This window comes from Enterococcus pallens ATCC BAA-351 (assembly GCF_000407485.1).
Taxonomy (GTDB): Bacteria; Bacillota; Bacilli; order Lactobacillales; family Enterococcaceae; genus Enterococcus_A; species Enterococcus_A pallens.
In genome coordinates, this window is record NZ_ASWD01000002.1 from 645,822 (window position 1) to 663,787 (window position 17,966).

Annotated in this window: 14 protein-coding genes; 4 read left to right on the forward strand and 10 right to left on the reverse strand. The window is 42.6% G+C overall.

All coding sequences use genetic code 11. The features are described 5' to 3' along the window. Positions 1-153: 153 nt before the first annotated feature. The 4 genes from I588_RS09600 to I588_RS09615 all read right to left on the reverse strand — a co-directional run bounded on the left by I588_RS09600 (position 154) and on the right by I588_RS09615 (position 4,588). On the reverse strand, positions 154-1,008 hold the full coding sequence (locus tag I588_RS09600; protein WP_010755228.1) for a MurR/RpiR family transcriptional regulator: 855 nt from the start codon (positions 1,006-1,008) through the stop codon (positions 154-156). 158 nt (positions 1,009-1,166) lie between these two features. After that, complete coding sequence (locus tag I588_RS09605; RefSeq protein WP_010755227.1) at positions 1,167-2,612, reverse strand: PTS transporter subunit EIIC; 1,446 nt, start codon at positions 2,610-2,612, stop codon at positions 1,167-1,169. A 13-nt stretch (positions 2,613-2,625) separates the two neighbouring features. Then, positions 2,626-3,513, reverse strand: coding sequence for an N-acetylmuramic acid 6-phosphate etherase (gene murQ / locus I588_RS09610; protein ID WP_034692487.1), 888 nt, complete (start codon positions 3,511-3,513; stop codon positions 2,626-2,628). A gap of 13 nt (positions 3,514-3,526) precedes the next feature. Continuing rightward, on the reverse strand, positions 3,527-4,588 hold the full coding sequence (locus tag I588_RS09615; protein WP_034692301.1) for a DUF871 domain-containing protein: 1,062 nt from the start codon (positions 4,586-4,588) through the stop codon (positions 3,527-3,529). Between the two features lie 771 nt (positions 4,589-5,359). Here I588_RS09615 and I588_RS09620 point away from each other — a divergent pair. After that, positions 5,360-6,340: a hypothetical protein gene (locus tag I588_RS09620; RefSeq protein ID WP_010755224.1), complete on the forward strand. Its 981-nt coding sequence runs from the start codon at positions 5,360-5,362 to the stop codon at positions 6,338-6,340. 61 nt (positions 6,341-6,401) lie between these two features. On the opposite strand, the gene I588_RS09625 is transcribed toward I588_RS09620, so the two are convergent. Then, the gene (locus tag I588_RS09625; protein WP_010755223.1) at positions 6,402-7,079 is read right to left on the reverse strand and encodes a YjjG family noncanonical pyrimidine nucleotidase; all 678 of its coding nucleotides are present in this window, start codon (positions 7,077-7,079) and stop codon (positions 6,402-6,404) included. A gap of 616 nt (positions 7,080-7,695) precedes the next feature. Between I588_RS09625 and I588_RS09630 the strand changes: the two genes are divergently transcribed. Together I588_RS09630 and I588_RS09635 are read left to right on the forward strand one after the other, a co-directional pair. After that, on the forward strand, positions 7,696-8,622 hold the full coding sequence (locus I588_RS09630; RefSeq protein ID WP_010755222.1) for an ABC transporter ATP-binding protein: 927 nt from the start codon (positions 7,696-7,698) through the stop codon (positions 8,620-8,622). Then, entirely contained in the window at positions 8,619-9,392 is a 774-nt protein-coding gene (locus tag I588_RS09635) for an ABC transporter permease (RefSeq protein WP_010755221.1), read from the forward strand. The genes I588_RS09630 and I588_RS09635 overlap by 4 nt, the downstream gene beginning before the upstream one ends. 38 nt (positions 9,393-9,430) lie before the next feature. Here the strand turns inward: I588_RS09635 and I588_RS09640 are convergent, their stop codons facing one another. The 3 genes from I588_RS09640 to I588_RS09650 all read right to left on the reverse strand — a co-directional run bounded on the left by I588_RS09640 (position 9,431) and on the right by I588_RS09650 (position 11,744). Then, positions 9,431-10,321: a sensor histidine kinase gene (locus I588_RS09640; RefSeq protein WP_010755220.1), complete on the reverse strand. Its 891-nt coding sequence runs from the start codon at positions 10,319-10,321 to the stop codon at positions 9,431-9,433. Beyond that, complete coding sequence (locus tag I588_RS09645) at positions 10,321-10,998, reverse strand: response regulator transcription factor (RefSeq protein WP_010755219.1); 678 nt, start codon at positions 10,996-10,998, stop codon at positions 10,321-10,323. The genes I588_RS09640 and I588_RS09645 overlap by 1 nt, the downstream gene beginning before the upstream one ends. Before the next feature lie 62 nt (positions 10,999-11,060). Continuing rightward, a complete protein-coding gene (locus tag I588_RS09650) occupies positions 11,061-11,744 on the reverse strand; it encodes a hypothetical protein (RefSeq protein ID WP_010755218.1) in 684 nt (227 codons plus the stop codon). Between the two features lie 272 nt (positions 11,745-12,016). Here I588_RS09650 and I588_RS09655 point away from each other — a divergent pair, with 272 nt between their 5' ends. Further along, positions 12,017-12,229, forward strand: a complete 213-nt coding sequence (locus I588_RS09655) for a zinc ribbon domain-containing protein (RefSeq protein ID WP_010755217.1) — start codon at positions 12,017-12,019, stop codon at positions 12,227-12,229. Between the two features lie 81 nt (positions 12,230-12,310). Here the strand turns inward: I588_RS09655 and abc-f are convergent, their stop codons facing one another. Together abc-f and I588_RS09665 are read right to left on the reverse strand one after the other, a co-directional pair. Then, positions 12,311-13,780, reverse strand: coding sequence for a ribosomal protection-like ABC-F family protein (gene abc-f / locus I588_RS09660; RefSeq protein WP_010755216.1), 1,470 nt, complete (start codon positions 13,778-13,780; stop codon positions 12,311-12,313). 308 nt (positions 13,781-14,088) lie between these two features. Further along, the gene (locus I588_RS09665; RefSeq protein WP_010755215.1) at positions 14,089-17,559 is read right to left on the reverse strand and encodes a MucBP domain-containing protein; all 3,471 of its coding nucleotides are present in this window, start codon (positions 17,557-17,559) and stop codon (positions 14,089-14,091) included. Positions 17,560-17,966 lie beyond the last annotated feature (407 nt).

Genomic DNA, 17,966 nt, shown 5'->3' on the forward strand with positions numbered 1-17,966 from the left:
GTATATAATTTAACAGACAAACTATTGGTTAGCATTATAAGCTAGAAACAGAGAATCAACAATAGCTAAAATGGCCTGCCCAAAAAGAAAGCAGGTGATTTTGAATAAAAAAATCAGCATTCAGCCTGGAAACTGAATGCTAACTTTTTACGATTAATGGTCAATTTTCACTTTCTTAACTGCTTCTTTGGTATTTTGCAGCAGCTCAATGGTTTGATCGTAATGTTTTGCTGCATAAGACAGGAAGAAGACATCCACTACAAACAGCTGCGCCATTAAAGAAACGGTGGCTGCCGCACGCAAAGGATTCTCCCCTTCGTGCTCACTGACCAAACTGATGGTGGCGATGTCGGCCAATTTTGAACCCCCGAATGAGGTTAAGCCAATTACCTTCATTTGTCGCTCTCGAGCTAATTGTGCTAAACGAATTGTTTCCCGCGTTTCGCCAGAGTTGGAAACTCCGATAAACAGTGAGCCTTCACCGACAGAAGCCATCATTCCAGCCATGTGATGGTAATCCTGCTCAAAGATCGTCACCTTTCCTAAACGAGAAAATTTTTGATACATATCTTGGGCGACCAAACTGGAGGCACCCACCCCGTAGATATAGATCGTCTGTGCGTTTTCTACCAATTCTACACATTTTTCGACGGTTTCATTGGTTAAACAGGCCACATTTTTGTTTAAGACATAATCGATTCGAGCCTTCAATTTCGTTTTGATGGTATCAGGATTGTCTTCTTTATCAATATCCGTATAAACCTCAACTTTTTGCTGGCCGATGTCTGAAGACAGCTGCAGCTTCAGCTCGGTAAAGCCGTTCAAACCGATCGAACGAGTAAAACGAATAATCGTCGCAGGACTAGATGCAGCCTCTTTGGCTAATTGACTGGCCGTATAACGAATTACCTTTTCTGGCTTTGCTAAAATATACTCTGCTAAATTCCGTTCAGACTTACTAAGGGTAGGCAGCTTGTCTCGAATTAAAAATAGAATATCATCGTTCACAAAAGTCAGCTCCTCGTAAAATTGATATCAGAGAATCCAAGATCTCTGATTTTGTACTAATCCTTTTTTATCCTCTTCGTGAATATTTTACAGGAAGCCCTACTATTTAGATAGAGAAAATTCAAAAACTCCGGTATCGAACCGGAGCTTTTCAAAGGTTATGCAATATCGCCATCAATCGCTCGTTGCGGAACACCAAACAGATACGTTACGATAAAGCCGCCAAGATAGCCGGCCAAAAGTCCTGCCAGATAGCCCCACCATTTGCCATCAGCAATCAACGGAAGCAGCGCCACGCCGCTTGGGCCAATTGTCGTCGCCCCAATGCCGCCGATTAAACCAATTACGGCACCACCAATGCCGCCGCCAATACAAGCCGTAACGAAGGGACGTCCTAATGGCAAGGTCACACCATAAATTAATGGTTCACCGATACCTAAAATCCCTACTGGCAGAGCCCCTTTGATCATTTCTGTCAATTGATGATTTTTACGACATTTGATCCAAAGAGCCACAGCAGCTCCAACCTGTCCTGCACCAGCCATTGCCAAGATTGGCAGCAGCAAAGTCATTCCAGATTGATCAATCATTTCCAAATGAATAGGTGTCAAAATTTGGTGCAAGCCAAACATTACCATCGGCAGGAATAACGCCCCTAAAGCAAAACCAGCAAATGCACCACCAACATTCAAAATCGTATTAATCGCACCAACTAAGCTGTTTGATACAGCTCCCGCAAAAGGCATCAGGATGAAAATGGTGATTAAACCAACCACTAGCAAGGCAATCGTTGGTGTAACGATAATGTCAATTGCTTCAGGAATGATTTTGTGCAGACGTTTTTCCAGCATTGCCAATAACCAAACTGCAAGGATTACCCCGATAATTCCTCCTTGCCCAGCAGCTAAATCGCCACCGGTAAACAAGTTTTTCAAGGGTTCTTCCACATTCATTCCATTTAACATAGTAACGCCGCCGATGACTCCTCCCAGGGCTGGTGACGCACCAAATTCAGTCGCAGCGTTAATCCCTACATAGATAACCAAATAGGTGAAAATACCATTCTTGATGATATTCATCACTGTTACATATTGCAGCCAGTCGCCGGAAAGCTGTCCCCCAGTAATCATGTTTCCTAAGACAGAGGCTATCCCGCCAATGATTCCTGCGCCAACAAAGGCTGGAATCAGCGGTACAAAGATGTTGGAAATTGATTTTAACGCTCGCTTGAAGGGGGTGTTCTTATTGGTTTTCGCTTTTTGCTGCGCCTTAACCTCTGCCGCCCGCTGCTCGACTTTGGCTTTGCCGCTTAATTCTGGTTCAGCATTGGGAAATTCTTCCCCTAGCTTAACGCCCGCCAAACCAACCATTTCATTAGCTACTTTGTTGACTGTTCCTGGACCAACCACCACTTGCAGCGTTTCATCCTCGACCACACCCATGACGCCTTCAACTGCTTTCAGCTTTTCCAGGTCTACTTTGTCATAGTCTTTAATTTCCATGCGAACTCGCGTCATGCAATGAACGATTTTATTGACATTGTTCATGCCACCAACATTTTCATAGATTTCTCTTGAAATGCGTTTGATTTTGTCTTCTGCCATTTTTTTACCTCTCCTATAAAGTATTCTTGATAAAGCCTCTGCCTTGAATCAGTTTCTCTTCTGCTGCTTCTTTGCTTGAACCAGTTAGAATCATCACGATGGCTACTTTGACACTCTCGCCGGATTCAGCGAATGCTTGACTAGCTGTTTCGTAGGTACAATCAGTCGCCTCCATGATAATTCGCTTGCTGCGTTCCACTAGTTTTTCGTTGGTTGCCTTCACATCTACCATCAAATTCTTATATACTTTTCCGATACCAATCATCGACAGCGTCGAGATCATATTTAAAACCAGCTTCTGAGCTGTTCCCGATTTTAGTCGGGTTGATCCAGTCAAAAATTCTGGACCGACTTCAATCTCAATTGGGTATTTCGCGTATTTACTGATCACCGCATCGCCATTGCAGGATAAGGAAGCCGTTGAAGCACCGACTTCTTGGGCATACGTTAAAGCACCAATTACGTAAGGGGTTCTTCCGCTGGCAGCAATTCCGATGACCATATCTTTATCCGTCAGGTTCAGATCAATCAAATCTTGTCTTCCTAGTTCTTGAGAATCTTCAGCACCTTCAACGGCAACCGTCATCGCTTTTTCTCCGCCTGCAATTAGTCCGACTACCATTTCACTGGAAACACCAAAGGTTGGCACACATTCCGCTGCATCCAGTACTCCTAAGCGTCCGCTAGTTCCCGCACCTAAATAAATTAAACGGCCTCCTTGATTAAAGGATTGGATCGTCGCTTCAATGACTGGCTCAATTGTCGATAGCTTTTTCTCTACAATTTTGGCAACCTTTTGATCCTCTTGATTCATCAGCTGAAGTGCCTCTGAAATCGATAGTTCATCTAAATTCATCGTTGCCTGATTCCGTTTTTCTGTAATCAAATTTTCCAAATTAATCATTTGCCTGCTCCTACTCTTTCTTTTGTTCAATTAACTCAAAGGCCACCCCTGCAGTCACCAGGTTTAGCAGCGGTAAATCTTCAGGGCATATCGCTGCCACAACATTTACCTTTTCATCTGCGGGTAAGGCTCTTTTGATAATTTGAATCTCTCCCATATAGCGTTGATACTTCTGATTATCAATTGTCACAGCACCAATTGGACGTGCAACAGTATTTTCTGGCGGGATTGAATCAATGTCTTGAAACCTAGCATCTGCGCTGCGAATTACATCCCTGGCTTCGTCTTGACGATTCCGGTGTGTGCGCAAAATCATTGATCGATAGTCCTCAACCACCTTTTGAACCCTGAGCACTACTTTCTTTTCCTGTGAAAACTGCTGCCATTGCTGCAAAGTGGACATTTTAATCTGCGGGTCTCCAATGTAGCAAGCGTCACAATAGCCCTGCGTTTTCAATTCCCAGCTGGCAAATAAAGGATGAACCTCTCGATGCTGCTCTAGTGTAGGCAGTCCTCGCTTCAACGGGCCTCGTCGTTCCTTGTCACCAGCAACAAAAGCTACTACCCGAAAGGATTGCTTTAACCACTGGTTTTTAGCAGCCGCCCACTTATTATCTAGGCCCGTTTCAGGTCTTGGATAATAATTGTGCCATGCCTCAAGCTTTGAAAAATCTGCGCCTAATTCCTGCAACTCCGTTAGGTCGTCTGGTGTAATCGTGCTGGCGTTTAAACCGATTTCAATTCGGTGTGTCAGCTCAGCAATCGTTTGATTAGAAATACCATCATCCATTCGCAAACCAGTGACCCCCAGCTGCTTCAATTCCTCCACACGTTGCAAGGAAAATCCCGCCTTTTCCAAAGCATTCGCTGAAATATCAACCATCAGCTTCATCGATAACGCTTGCGCCAATGCACCCAGTCTTTGCAATCGCTCTTTATACTGCGAAGCATCCTCTTCTGGAATGTGCAGAGAAGAAAAAATCCCTGTAAAACCCGCCTGATGTGCTTGGCGAATATACGCTTCTTGCTCGCGGCTCATGTCCTGATCCAAAAATACTGAGATACCGTCCATAAAACTGCAACCCCTTTCATTCACAAACACATTATACACATTTAGGAATATTATTTCAATATATATTTTCAAATTTCCCATTTTCGGAAATATTATTCCTAAAAAATCACTCAGGTTATTTAATGTTGCCCTTCGATAAAGGCACTCTTGATTTCTTGTCGCTTTATTGTAAGACAGCATTTACCCGTTAGTATTTTGATCCCAAAAAAGACTGTATCCTCCATTCCTTTTTAGGAATTTTGTCTACAGTCTGAAGCTATGTCTCTTTTATTCTTTGTCGTTTCATCGAAAAGTATGTCCGGGTTTCGTTCAAGGAAAACATTTAACGATACTCTTATACTCGGGCAAGCGATATCCTCTCTCTTGCTCGCATTTTGATTAAGAAATCCTGCACCTTGCGTTCCAGTGTTAAAAATTTTTTCAGCATTAAAATAACAAATATTCGTGTGAAAACCAGAATGCTTTTGAAAGTGATGCTGGCGTGCCAAAAAACAAAAGAAATTAACGAAAATACTTGATTGTAAGTCACCTTTCACTTTTCTCTTCACGAAAAAAACTTACATAAAATAACCACTGTTATATTACACGTGTTATAAATAGTTTTAACAAAAGTGACTATTAATTGCAATTTATTATTGAATCATGAGATTTTTTACGGTATTCTATAACCAAATTATTAGAGCATTTACAACAATACAACAAACAAAAAAATTAGAATGATCACATTTTTGCTACAACTAAACCATTTAATGCTTACGAGGAGATGTAACTATGACAGCGAAATCACTTATGAACAAATCAGCCCAGCCCTTCGGAAAAAGACAGGTCTTCACCCTAAAAAAACGCGAGACTCTTTCCAGCCGCTTAGAAGCTTTTTTATCGGAAACCAAAAATACTGCGTTTTTCATTCAATTTTGTGTAGCCATCATGGTACGCAATGCGTTTAGTCCGCTTGATCTATCCTTTGTCGCAAAAAAACAAGTGCGCGACTTATTCCTAACTGGCGAAGTTCCGGCCTCCGTTCGTCATTTATGCATCTACTTCCAAGATTATTTTACCACTGATAAAGAATGGCAAACTGTCATCAACCGCCTATACAAAAACCAACAAGAATTCAACGAGCTGACGCAACAAGCGCGTTTACAGATAGAACCCTTGCGCCCTGCACTAATTTCTGGGGAGCAACCCGTCGACAGCAGACAAAAATTGAAGGCCGGCTTCTTAGATGAAGCCAACAAAATGCATACTTGGAGCTTAAGTAACGTAGTGTGTCTGCGTTCACCTGAAGAACATCGGGCTCTATTAGATATTTTAGGAAATTTAACCGTTTTCCAAAAGGATGGCCGGCGTCAATTCACCCAAGTGGTTTGGCTGGACTTTGCCCCTGATGAACGCACCCGCAACTTCGACATTCGCAATGAAGAAGACACGGCGGAAGAAGCAGGCGAACAATTAACCGAACAGCAAAAAAAAGCTTCAGCTAAAAAGGCCGTGCCAAACGATGGTGATAAAGCAGACGCAGATACTGAGGCTCAGTCAGCTCCGCCCGTTAATCAGTCAGAGCAGACACCATCTTCGAATGATACGAAGAAGAAAAAAGCCGGCAAAGTCCCAACGGATCGGATACCCAGCTGGAAAGACTTGACTGCAACTGGCAAAAAAAAGAAAAAAAAGCGGAATCTTGAGCTGGAAAAAGCGCTGCGCAAGAATACCAGCAAGAAAAAGAACCGGAAGCGGAATAGGCGGAAATAGCTGTATGTTGGGAAAACAGAAAAAGCCCCAGCAGCCAGCTTAGGACTTAGTTTACGAAGGATTAAATTCCTAGTTTTGGCAATTCCTCCAGCTTAGTGAGCTCCAAGAGTTCAGGAAGATCCGCTGGTCGACTTCGCTGATGCTTGTTGAACCAGATAGGAATTAATCCGGCATTTATTGCACCGTGGATATCTGCTGTTAGGCTGTCTCCTAACATAAACGTTGCTTCAGCTGCAGCACCACTTCTTTTTAGGCATTCGTTGAAAAACTCAGGATCAGGCTTTTCATACCCTATTTCGTCTGAAACATAAGTATCGTCAAAAAAATGAAGCAGCTGGGCCTTTGCTAACCGTTTGAGCTGCGTGGCCAAAATACCATTGGAAGCTGCATAAAGCCCATAGCCTTTCTGTTGTAGATAGGACAGCATTTCGAGTGCGCCCTTGATTACCACAGCTTCTTCGCCTAAATGTTGCTGGAACATGGTTTGGAATCGTTGATAAGGTTGGGATGACTGCGTCTGCTCTAAAAATTGCCGAGCTCTTTCTCTCAGCACCTCTTCAATGGTCAGCTCTCCTTTTTTCTGTTTGGACCAAAGCATTTTATCGATTTGGCGATAAATGGCTAACGTAGCTGATGAATACCCGATGTCCAGCTGTTGGCAGGTCTTTTTCAGCGCCTGCTCACTCCCCTTTTCGTAATCTAAAAGGGTATCGTCAATATCTAAAAAAATAGTTTTCATTGGGTTCCCCTCACTTGTTTGATGGTTTATTTATTATACCAGAGGAGAGCTTAAGTCTTACCACCAGTAAGCATTCAAAAAACAGAAATGACGGGCATCTTTGTCTTTTGAGTTAAATTGACGCCATAATTGCCTTTTTCTCCAACGCTCTGCAGCAAAGCCAGGCTCCTTTATGCCATTGGAAAAGACGGGATCGTCAACTTTTTCCTACATTGAATACCCCATCCTCAGCTGGTGCATAGCCCTCAGCTTTTTTATTTTACAAAAATCCAACTATAAACGTCTCCTATTTACTGAAGACCGTTCCCTTGTCGACATCATAATTCCTAAAAAGAGAATAAAAAACCAGTATTAAGTAGTACCCCCCCAAGCTCTGAATTTTCCCATTGTGATAGTAGCTCCTCCACTCTTTCATTTCTACGTCCGCTTAAGAATTCACGTTTCCAGCCCTTTAGAGAACCTTTTTCCGGCTAAACCTCTCAAGAATTTTAGAAATATTTTAGAATTGGTTGAGAGTTATCTGAAAAAGAAACCGTAAACTGATAAGTATAGAAGGTCAGTTAACTGATTCCGGACCTTATTAAAACTAAACTTAACTTAAAAGGAGCAGCACACCATGGAAACTATTCTAACTGTTCAGCAGCTGAATAAAAAATACAAACAGCAATATGCCTTAAAGGATGTCTCACTACACATTCGCAAAGGAGAAATTTACGGCTTGATCGGTCGCAATGGCGCCGGTAAAACAACCTTGCTAAAGGCAATCACCCGATTAATTGCGCCGACAAACGGCCAGATTGCTTTGTTCGGTTCTTCTACCGATAAAGAATGGACCAACAGCCTAAAGCGTACTGGGGCGGTGATTGAAACACCCTCCGCCTACGATCAGCTGACAGCCGAACAAAACTTAGCCTACTATTGCAAATTGCGCGGCATTGTTCAGTCAAAGCAGGTCATCAAAGAAACCCTAGAACTGGTGGACTTAACGGATACCGGCAGAAAAAAATATAAGAACTTCTCATTAGGGATGAAGCAAAAGCTGGGGATTGCCATTGCTATTTTGACTCGGCCAGACTTTCTAATTCTAGATGAACCGATTAACGGCTTGGACCCAATTGCGATCGTCGAGTTTCGTCGTCTGATTAAACGCTTGAATGAAGAGCGGGGCATGACCATCATTATTTCCAGCCATATTTTAACGGAGCTTTATCATGTGGCAACCCGCTTTGGGATTATTAACGACGGTCAGCTGGTGAAGGAAATTTCGAAAACTGAATTTGATCAGATGAATGATGAATTTATCGTCCTGCAAACCAAGCAAATCCAGCAGGCCAGTCAATTTTTACAGGACAGCTTGCATTATGTCCTAAAGGTAGTTGACAAGAATACCATGCACATTTTTGGAGAATCCAATCAAGTCAATCACATCATTCAGGCGCTGGTTGAGGAACGAATTGTCATTGACGGCATTTACCATTCAAAACAAAACTTAGAGGATTATTTCACCGAACTTGTGGGTGAATTAGGAGGAAACTTATCATGATTAATACCATTCGAGCAGATTTTTATCGTTTATTTCATTCAAAGGGCTTTTACATCAACCAGCTGCTTTTAATTGGCTTAGTCGTGCTCTCAGTCGGCACCGAAGCGTTAGGCTCCGTCGGGATTTCCCATGACTCTCTCCAGCAGCTGCAGGAGCAGGTTACCCAAGCGAAGTGGTCGGGTGCCAACACTTTAATTGCCATGTCCACTATGTCCAGTTTTCTTATGTATTTCTGCTTGCCGCTTTTCGTTATGACTATCGGCTTTGATCTATCAAAAAAGACCTTGAAAAACTTGATTTCATCTGGCATTTCTCGCGGGGAATTTTTCTTTTCAAAATACATTGTTTTCCTGGTGACCATATTGATGCAATTTGCCTTTTATTATGGTTTATCCTTTTTAACGGCAGCCATCAAAAATGGCGTAGGGGATTTTGGGGTCAATTACTTTGAAAATTTTTTCCGTACCTTAGGTGTACAGTATTTATCCATTAACGCAATCTTTGCTTTTGGTTTACTGGCTCTGTATCTATGCTTCTCTAATATTGCAGCCGTTCTAGCTGTCGTGATTTTGCCGATTGCAACTGGAATTATCACTATCATCTATTCTAAGGTAAAAGTTCTGCAATATATAAGCTTCCAAGGCAGCATGGATTCTGCTTGGCTAAGTCTTCCTGACAACTTTTGGTTAAACACCATGATTGCAGCTGTTCTAGTAATTATTTGCTGCGGCACGCTTTCCCTCATCTCCTTTAAGAAGCGAGATCTATAAAAACAGGAGGCTGTGACGGTTATCGCCACAGCCTCTCTTTATTTCCTGCTTAACTCCCAAGTAATTTCTAAACAAAACTGTTGGTCCTGAGCCTTCATGGAGAAAAATCCTTGCGTCAATTCAACCAGCTCTTTCGTAATGTACAAGCCCAATCCCGAAGATTTTTCCGTTTCAGACATATTCTCTGAATAAAAACGGCTGGTCAGCTTTTCGAGATTTTGAATTTCCTGCTGACTCTGATTGCAGATGGTTACATAAGCCCGCTTATCATCACTAGAGAGCTTAACCGTCAGCTGCTTTTCCCCATGCTTTAAAATATTGCTGAAGATGTTCTGGAAAATCCGCTGCAAGATTTCTGGATCATTTTCGATCAAACAGCCTTCCTGAATAGCCACCTCTGCCTCAAACTGCTGCTCAGTCAAACTACTATAATAATTTAACAGGTTTTCGGTTAATGCCTGCGAAAGATCCAGCTGCTGAAACTTAGGCTGGACATTGGCCTCCAATAAATCTTGATATTCCAGCAATACCTCGACCCGCTGAGAAACTGTCGTTAAATTCTTTTGGATTTTTGCTAGTCGTTCCTGTTCCTCCGGCAGCTCCTTTATCAAGGTTTGCGTGAAGCCGCTGGCAATTGTTAAGGGTGTCCGAATGTCATGGGTAATATTATGAATGGCTAAATCCAGCGTCTTTTTCTCCTGCTGATTAAGAATGCGACTCTCCTGTAGCTCGTTAAAAATCTGGTTTACCTCATGAATTAACGGGTCCAGCCCCTTTTGATGTTGGGAATTCATCAAAACAACGTTCGTTTGACTGACTCGCTTCTCTTCAATCTCTTTTGCCAGACTGCGAAGGCTCAAACGCAAAACAATATAACGATAAGCCAAAAACACAGCTGCCAACGTACTAAAAATTGCTAAATAGCTCATTATTCACCTGCCAGCTTTACACCGACAGCCCAGACGGTTTCGATGTACTCATTCTCAGCATCCAGCTGGCTGATTTTCTTACGCAAATTACTTAAGTGGGTGTTCAAGGTATTATCTCCTGGCAAATAGCTTTCCTGCCAAACCTGCTCATACAGCTGTTCCTTTGTAAAAATCTGCTTAGGACGGCTCATTAACGTTTTCAAAATCTCAAATTCCTTTTTCCCTAACCGCAGCGACTGGTCCCCTGATTGGATGGCAAAAGAATTCTCATCCAGTGTGATATTTTTATAGCATAAACAGGGTTTCTCTGTTTCAGCAGGCTGAGCACTTCTCAGCTGAACCATCACTCTGGCACGGACTTCATCTAAATCAAAGGGCTTGGTAATGTAATCATTGGCGCCATTCAGCAAGTAATCACTAACAGTCTTTTTATCACCTAAGGCCGTAATAATGATTACCGGCACGTTACTGCTCTGACGAATTTCCGCTAACACCTCTTCACCGTTTTTCCCCGGCAGCATAATATCCAGCAACACTAAATCGATCGCTTCATAACGAAACAGCATCAGCCCCTCAGTCCCCGAAAAAGCCGGAAACACCTCATGCTGCTCCTTCAATAAATCCTGTAAAATTTCATTGATATCGTTGTTATCTTCAATAATTAAAATCTTGGCCATCCGTTATCCTCATTTCTCTTAGGTAAGAACGCTCTTCACTCTGGTAAAAATATTTCCAGATCTCATTTTTTCTTCAGCTTACTGAAAAACTTTTGCAGCAAAGAGCTTTGCTTCGCAGCAGGTTCGCTAGCCTTCTGCTCATTTCTCAACGATTTCATCAAAGTAGCATTCAGCTGCTGATAGCTTTCTCTGGTGAAAAGTGTTTCCCCGTGATGATTAGAATATTCATCAGTCCCAATCGTCGAACCTAATGCATCCCCGGGAAAAATCCACTGGTTTTCTTCCAGCTTTTCAATTTGCTGAATAAGCGCTGCGATGGCGTGATAAAATTCCAAATGGTCTTCATAAAAACCGATCATCTGTCCATAGTCAATGGTAATCGTTGCCTCAGGATTGTGTTCCTTTTGCTGCTTAATTACGTTTATAAACGCATCATAGGTTTCCGTTAAGCAGCCATATGCCGACTCAATGTAGGTACGATTCTTTTCTAAGTTGTCTAAATACGCTTGAATGCCTAGCTGAACTTCACCAATTTGATTCGTGGTGAACCAGTCCACATACAGCTCTTCGTAGTCATCCTCATCCATTCCCTCTGGTTCTTTTGGAGCGGATAGCTGAACAGCTTCTGCTATTTTGGCCTGAAACGGCTGCGGACACCCGCCTAAAATCCAAAAAACTGGTAACGTATTGTTGGCCTCGAATAATTGACACTGATCATCGGTTAACAAGTAACTTCTATTCCCCATGTTTACTCCTCCCAACCCTTTTAATTCCTTAACTCATTTTAGCAATAAATGCTAAGCATAACTATTGTTTTTCTAAAATGGCTTTACTCCGACCAACCAAAAGCAGTTATTAATCAAATTCCATCAGAAGCGCTTGTCCTCAGTTATTCATTCTCTCCAGCTAAAAAATACTCCTAAAGTCAAGACAAAAATCAGTCTAAAGGAGTAAGCTTTTTTCCCGAAAAATTGCTATTCTATAAGTGTAGTTAAGCTAAATAAAGGAGAAAAAGAAAATGGAAAAACGACAATACGTTTGTGACAAGTGTGGGAATCAGCATTACGAAACCGATCAGTTTCAGGCAACTGGGGGAAACTTTGCCAAAATCTTTGATGTGCAAAACAAAAAATTCCATACCATCAGCTGCTCGCAATGCGGCTACACCGAAATGTACCGCGGAGAAACATCCGATGGCTGGAACATTTTAGACTTTTTAATGAACGGTTAATCATTCGATTTAACGTATTAACATTCACATAAAACCTTACGCTAGCCGGACCATTCGACGGGAAGAATGGTCCGGCTTATTTTAGTTCTGCAAGCTTAATTTCTGCCCCTCCAGCAAATACCCCTCGTCTGCGACCCGCTCCACAAAATACGAATCATGGGAAGTAAACAATACGGTTCCGTCATAAGCCTGAAGCAGCTCCTCCAAAGCTTCAATCGTTGTCAAATCAATAAAGTTGGTCGGTTCATCTAAAATCAGCGTATTAGACGGTTGAATGAACACCAAAGCCAGTGAAACTCTGGTCGCCTCACCACCACTCAACTCAGACAATGCTTTGGTAATATCCAGTTGAGAGAAGCCGAGCCTGTTCAGCACGCTGCGGACAATTGGTTCGGAATAGCTGGTTTGCTTCATCAAATACTGCAACAGGCTCTCAGTCCCACTATATTTGTAATCCATCTGACGATACATTCCCAAGACTACTTTTGGAGAAAGAATGATTCCCTCTCCGTTGGCTGCAATCTGGTTTAGCAAGGTGGACTTGCCCACACCATTGTCGCCAATAATGGCGATTTTTTTACCTAATGGAAATTGGAAATCACAAGTCTCAAGCAGGATTTTGTCTCCTGGCTGCAGTGTTACCTGCTCTCCACGAATAGGAAATTTGTTGTGCAGCTCCAATGACTGGCTCTTAGGAAAAGCAATCCTTGGTTTTCCGTCCAGTGCTACTGCTTGATCCAATTGTGCCAAACGAGATTCCATCGCTTTAGCTGATTTTTGCAGACCTTTTTGAACGGTGTCTTTTTGCTTAGAGGAGGACAAGCGATCCGGCCGAACGTTTTGCTGCTTTTTCTTAGCAGATACCTTTTCGGCTTTAGCTGCCTGTTCTTTTTTCTTGGCAATGGCTGCTTCTATTTTACTTTTTTCTTTTTGATACTTTTCAGCTGCTCGGCTCTGCTCCAACTGCTCAGCTTCTTTTTGCTGCTTATAGTCTTCATAATTGCCAATGTATTCGGTGACTCGTCCATCCTTGATTTCCCAAATGGTGGTCGCTAGCTGATTCAGAAAATAGCGGTCGTGGCTGACAAAAATCAAGGTACCATAGTAATAGCGCAGCTCCTCAATTAGAATATCGACACCCTTGCGATCTAAATGAGTCGTTGGCTCGTCCAGCAGCAGACCCATTTGATAAGTGGACAACACCTGCGCCAGTCGAAGCTTAGTAGCTTCACCCCCGCTTAAGGTTGCGACGTCGTTTTTAGGGATCTTCAACCGTCCCATTAATTCCCAATCCATACTCTCGGAATCCGTTACTTCTATCGTTTCGGCAATTTGCGAAAAGTAGTTAAAGCTGGTTTCTCGCTGAACAGTTCCTACTTCTGGAGCCAGTTCTCCTTGAATTATTTTTAGTAAGGTAGATTTTCCCGACCCGTTGTCGCCGATAATGCCGATGCGGTTATTCTCGTAGGCGCTCAACTCTTCAATGTGCAGCACATCTTTTGCGCCAAAGCTTTTTTGAATATTGGTTAATTTGATTGCTAAAGTTTCCATGATTTCCCTGCTCTCCTTTTGGGAAAAGAGCGCACAAAAAAAGAGATAGTCTGGTACTATCTCTAGCCATTTCTATTCGAACAGGAAAAAAGTATAGACTCATCCCTTGAAATCGCTCTTCCCAAGACTTTTGAATGTATTCAATTAACTATTCAAAAGTACGTTGCGCAATTTCATTGATGCAGTCATGGCTTTAGCTCCTCACTTGGTTGTTTGATACCTTAAGCCTAGCGTATTCTCTGACAAAAGTAAAGTTTTCCGCCAGACAAAAAAAGTGCGCACCTTTTACAGTACGCACTCAAATTGTTTTAGAGATTACTGAACTTTTGTTTTCTTAACAGGAGAACAGCTGCTCCAACAATTAAAATTCCTAAAGCAGTGATCAACACTGGATTCGCTCGTTCTTCTCCCGTTTTAGGCAGCGTCTTGCCTTGAGCAGCAGGTGCTGTGCTGCGCTGTACAGTGTCCGGCAGGCTTCTGACTGTGGCTGGTGTTGTTATGACACCTGTGCCTCCGCCAGTTGCTGAACCAGCTCCGTCACCGGTTGTTGGCAAGCTGTCTTTCACATAAACATAGGTAATGGTTTGTTCTTGCTCCTGATAAGTGCCATTCGCATTTTCAGGCGTTTCCTTTACCTTCCAGCCAGTAATTGCTTTAGCGGTCGTTTCATATTTTTCGCCAATGATGCCTGTTTGCTGTTCAGTGTCAGCTAGTTCATTGCCGGCTTCATCCACGTAGCGAATTGCGATGGTTCCCTTATTGCTGTAAATGTAGGTGACTATTTGTGGCTCCAAGGTGTATTTGCCCGCCTTATTGCCTAATACTTCCTTCAATACATATCCATCAAATTTCTTTTCTTCGGTCTGGTAATCTGAATTGACGGCACCAGATAAGAGAGCTGGATTCGCTAATTGCTTGCCTTCTTCGCTTAAGTAATTAACGAGTACCTTACCTTCTTGTTTCCGGTAAATCACAGTTACCTCTTGGGTCTTCTCGGTGTAGAAGCCGCTAGTTAAGCCTTTGATTTCCTTTAACGTATAAGAATCGATTGTTTTGGTAAACAGCTCCAACGGAATCGCTGTGTCGATTGGCTGTTCATCTGAAAAGTCTTCGGCAATTTTCTTGCCGGCTTCATCCTGGTAATGAACAATCAGCTTTCCTTTACTCACATTTTTCTGATAAATGTAGGTAACCTTCGTAATTCCCTCGGCATATTCGCCGACCTCAGAGCCTTGAACTTCCTTAAGGGTGTAGCCTTCAATTTTCTTAGAAGAAGTGGTATAGGACTTGCCCACCTCAGCAATCGTCACTTCACTGTTGCGCAAAGGATGACCATCCTCGTCCTGATGCTCAACTACCAAGACACCTGTTTGTTTTCCGCTGTCTTTTTCAGCATAAATCAAGGTCACTTCCTGATCGGCGGCTGTGAATTTCCCGCTGACAGCGCCAGTGATTCCCTTCAATACATACCCATCGAAGGCTTTCACCTCAGCAGCATAATACTCATCCACAGCTCCAGTTAATGTCTCATCATCAGCTAATGGTGTGGTATCTTCCTTCTGATAGTGGACGATCACTTGGCCTTGTGCCGCTGGATCTTTCGTATAAACGTAGACAACCTTCGTTATTCCTGCAGCATACTTTCCATTGGGTGCGCCTTGCACTTCTTTGAAGGTGTAGCCTGGAATGTCTTTTTGCTGGGTCGTATAATCGGTGTCAATTTCTCCCATCGAAACCTCATCGCCAGCCAATGGTTTGCCTTCTTCGTCTTGATATTGAGCCAAGACAGTTCCTTTTTCTTTTACCGTCTTCGTATAAATCAAGGTAATTTCCTGCGGCTGATCACTAAAGATACCAGTAATTGAGTCGCCTTCCTTTACCCCGGAAAACACGTAGTCATCAATTTGCTTAATTGATGCATGGTAAGTTTCTCCTAAGGCACCTGTTAACGTTTCATCTGGGCTGATGCTGACCAGCTGTTTATTTTCGTCGTAGGTCATGTAGTGGACGATTACCGGCTCTGATTTTTTCCAAACAGCATAAAGCGTTTCATTGCCTTTAGGGATGGTGATCGAATTGCCCTCCGCATAAGTTGGGTCAGGGTCCTTGGCTGCTTCATCCTTTGACCAGCCAGCAAATTGATAGCCTTCTTTGGTTGCTTTCAGGTCAGTACCTGCAGGAATTGACTGGTTCAAATCCTTGTAGCCTACTTGATAGTAAGCAGTGGGCTGTGTCCCCTCATAGTAAATGGTACCTTCATATTTAGCCAGCTCCGTACCAAGATCAAAAATCCCGCCATTGCTGTCATATTTAATCCAATCAATTTCAACCGATCCAATGTCAGCCTTCGCCGTTCTTGGCAAGTCCCGCTGATCTACAAATACACCCCACAGATTATCTACCTGGTCATCAGCGGCTTTTTCAGGAGCAATTGGGACAGTCGGTAAAACGATCGCATCACTAGCAGTGCCTGCTGTGATTTTGTTGTAATTGTCCACTAACCCTACTGGCGCTGTTCCGAAAACATCCGTCATAGTTGTGGTGCTTGCTGTTCCATTGTCATACCCAATGTTGGTTTCTAAATCACCGGTACCAGCGATTGAGGTAGCATCGGCAATATTGTTTTTGCTTGCCGTTCGGGATTTATTGCCGACAAATAGATTGTTGGCATAACGTCCAGCAGAAACATTCGTTATATAGCCTGAGCTTCCAATGGCACCCCCATCGTAAACAGCTTCGTTTTCCACAAAGCTGTTATTGACATAATCAATGGCCGCTTTTCTGCCTTGAGTCATTCCGCCATTGGCATATATCTGAATGGCCCCGCCGCTGTTTCCTGAAAGATCCTGTCCCAAAGCTTTATTTTGGTAGAAGGTATTGTTCTTGAACAGCACTCCGCTGTCAATGTTGTCATTAGTTTGTATCAGAATCGCACCGCCATCATCTCCGGCAATGTTGCGTACAAAGGAGTTGCTGTCGAATAAAATCTGCGTGCCGGCTACCGTATTAAAGAAGGCGATAGCCCCACCATCCGCCAGCTTCGCTTTTCCGCTGGTAATCGTTTCTACCGATTTATTGCCTTCAAAGTAATTGTTGGTAAAGCTGAAGGTTGCGGCACTGCTAGGCTGGAAGAAATAAATCGCCCCACCTTCACCACCGACATTGCCGGTTCCAGCATAGGTGGTTTCATTGTTTAGAAACTGACAATTACTGGCAGAAAAGTTAGCAGAATACCCTTTACAGGCAATTGCTCCCCCAGAATAACCAGAGCCGGTATTCTTATTATTGGAAAAGGTACAATTAACCAATCGGGTATTCCCTGCCGTGTAAAAGGCAGCCCCATCGTCATAAGATTGAAAATTATTCACTTTGGTATTTTCTAAAATGAACTCACCCTTGTAACCAGAGATAGCTAAGGCGCGTGCATTATTACCCAATCCTTCCAGATTCATATTTTTCAAGGTTAAGGTTGAGCCGGCAGCTCCCGTGCCGCTGCCGTAGGAAAACAATTGCTTTCCCGTAGTAGATTGCAAGGTCAGGCCATTCCCGTTTACCACCACTTGATACGGCGACTCCTGCAAAGCAATCGTTGTATCAAGATCCGTTGGAAACGAGCTGTCCAAGGTAACGGTTCGATCACTGGGTGCATTGTTCACCGCATCCTGCAAATCTGCAACCGTAGTAACCGTCATTTCATCCGCAAACGCTTTCTGTCCTGCCACGCCGAATGAAAACAGCAGCAGGCCGATTCCTAACAATCCTTTAATCCTTTTATTCATTTTTTTCCCCTCACATTTCTGTTAAAAATTATTTTGTCCATTAATTCACAAAAAGTAATTTGATCGCTTCACTTCCCTCATAGATTCAGACCAAAAATCATTTTCTGACCCTATAACATTATTTTAATTTTATTTTATGGGATTTAACTTGCTTTTTCAACACATTATTTTATAATTCACTTATTTTTTCGTTTAATCAGCTTTAATTAAAGATTATTGTTTAGAGCTAAATTAACAAAAAACATTTAACTTATTTCTCAAAACCAATCGATTTATTATCACTCATAAAATTACTAACGTTATTTAAAGACAAAGGCCTTTGGGAATAATAATCAGAAATTCTTTTGCGTTTTCTTACGTAACTTAAACACGAAACACAAAAAAGCTGAACAAGAGCAGCGAGTGCT

Coding starts and splice junctions, on each gene's coding strand:
- I588_RS09605 (WP_010755227.1), bottom strand. CDS start 2,612: ATGGCAGAAGACAAAATCAAACGCATTTCAAGAGAAATCTATGAAAAT.
- I588_RS09615 (WP_034692301.1), bottom strand. CDS start 4,588: ATGGACGGTATCTCAGTATTTTTGGATCAGGACATGAGCCGCGAGCAA.
- I588_RS09620 (WP_010755224.1), top strand. CDS start 5,360: ATGACAGCGAAATCACTTATGAACAAATCAGCCCAGCCCTTCGGAAAA.
- I588_RS09625 (WP_010755223.1), bottom strand. CDS start 7,079: ATGAAAACTATTTTTTTAGATATTGACGATACCCTTTTAGATTACGAA.
- I588_RS09630 (WP_010755222.1), top strand. CDS start 7,696: ATGGAAACTATTCTAACTGTTCAGCAGCTGAATAAAAAATACAAACAG.
- I588_RS09635 (WP_010755221.1), top strand. CDS start 8,619: ATGATTAATACCATTCGAGCAGATTTTTATCGTTTATTTCATTCAAAG.
- I588_RS09640 (WP_010755220.1), bottom strand. CDS start 10,321: ATGAGCTATTTAGCAATTTTTAGTACGTTGGCAGCTGTGTTTTTGGCT.
- I588_RS09645 (WP_010755219.1), bottom strand. CDS start 10,998: ATGGCCAAGATTTTAATTATTGAAGATAACAACGATATCAATGAAATT.
- I588_RS09650 (WP_010755218.1), bottom strand. CDS start 11,744: ATGGGGAATAGAAGTTACTTGTTAACCGATGATCAGTGTCAATTATTC.
- I588_RS09655 (WP_010755217.1), top strand. CDS start 12,017: ATGGAAAAACGACAATACGTTTGTGACAAGTGTGGGAATCAGCATTAC.
- abc-f (WP_010755216.1), bottom strand. CDS start 13,780: ATGGAAACTTTAGCAATCAAATTAACCAATATTCAAAAAAGCTTTGGC.
- I588_RS09665 (WP_010755215.1), bottom strand. CDS start 17,559: ATGAATAAAAGGATTAAAGGATTGTTAGGAATCGGCCTGCTGCTGTTT.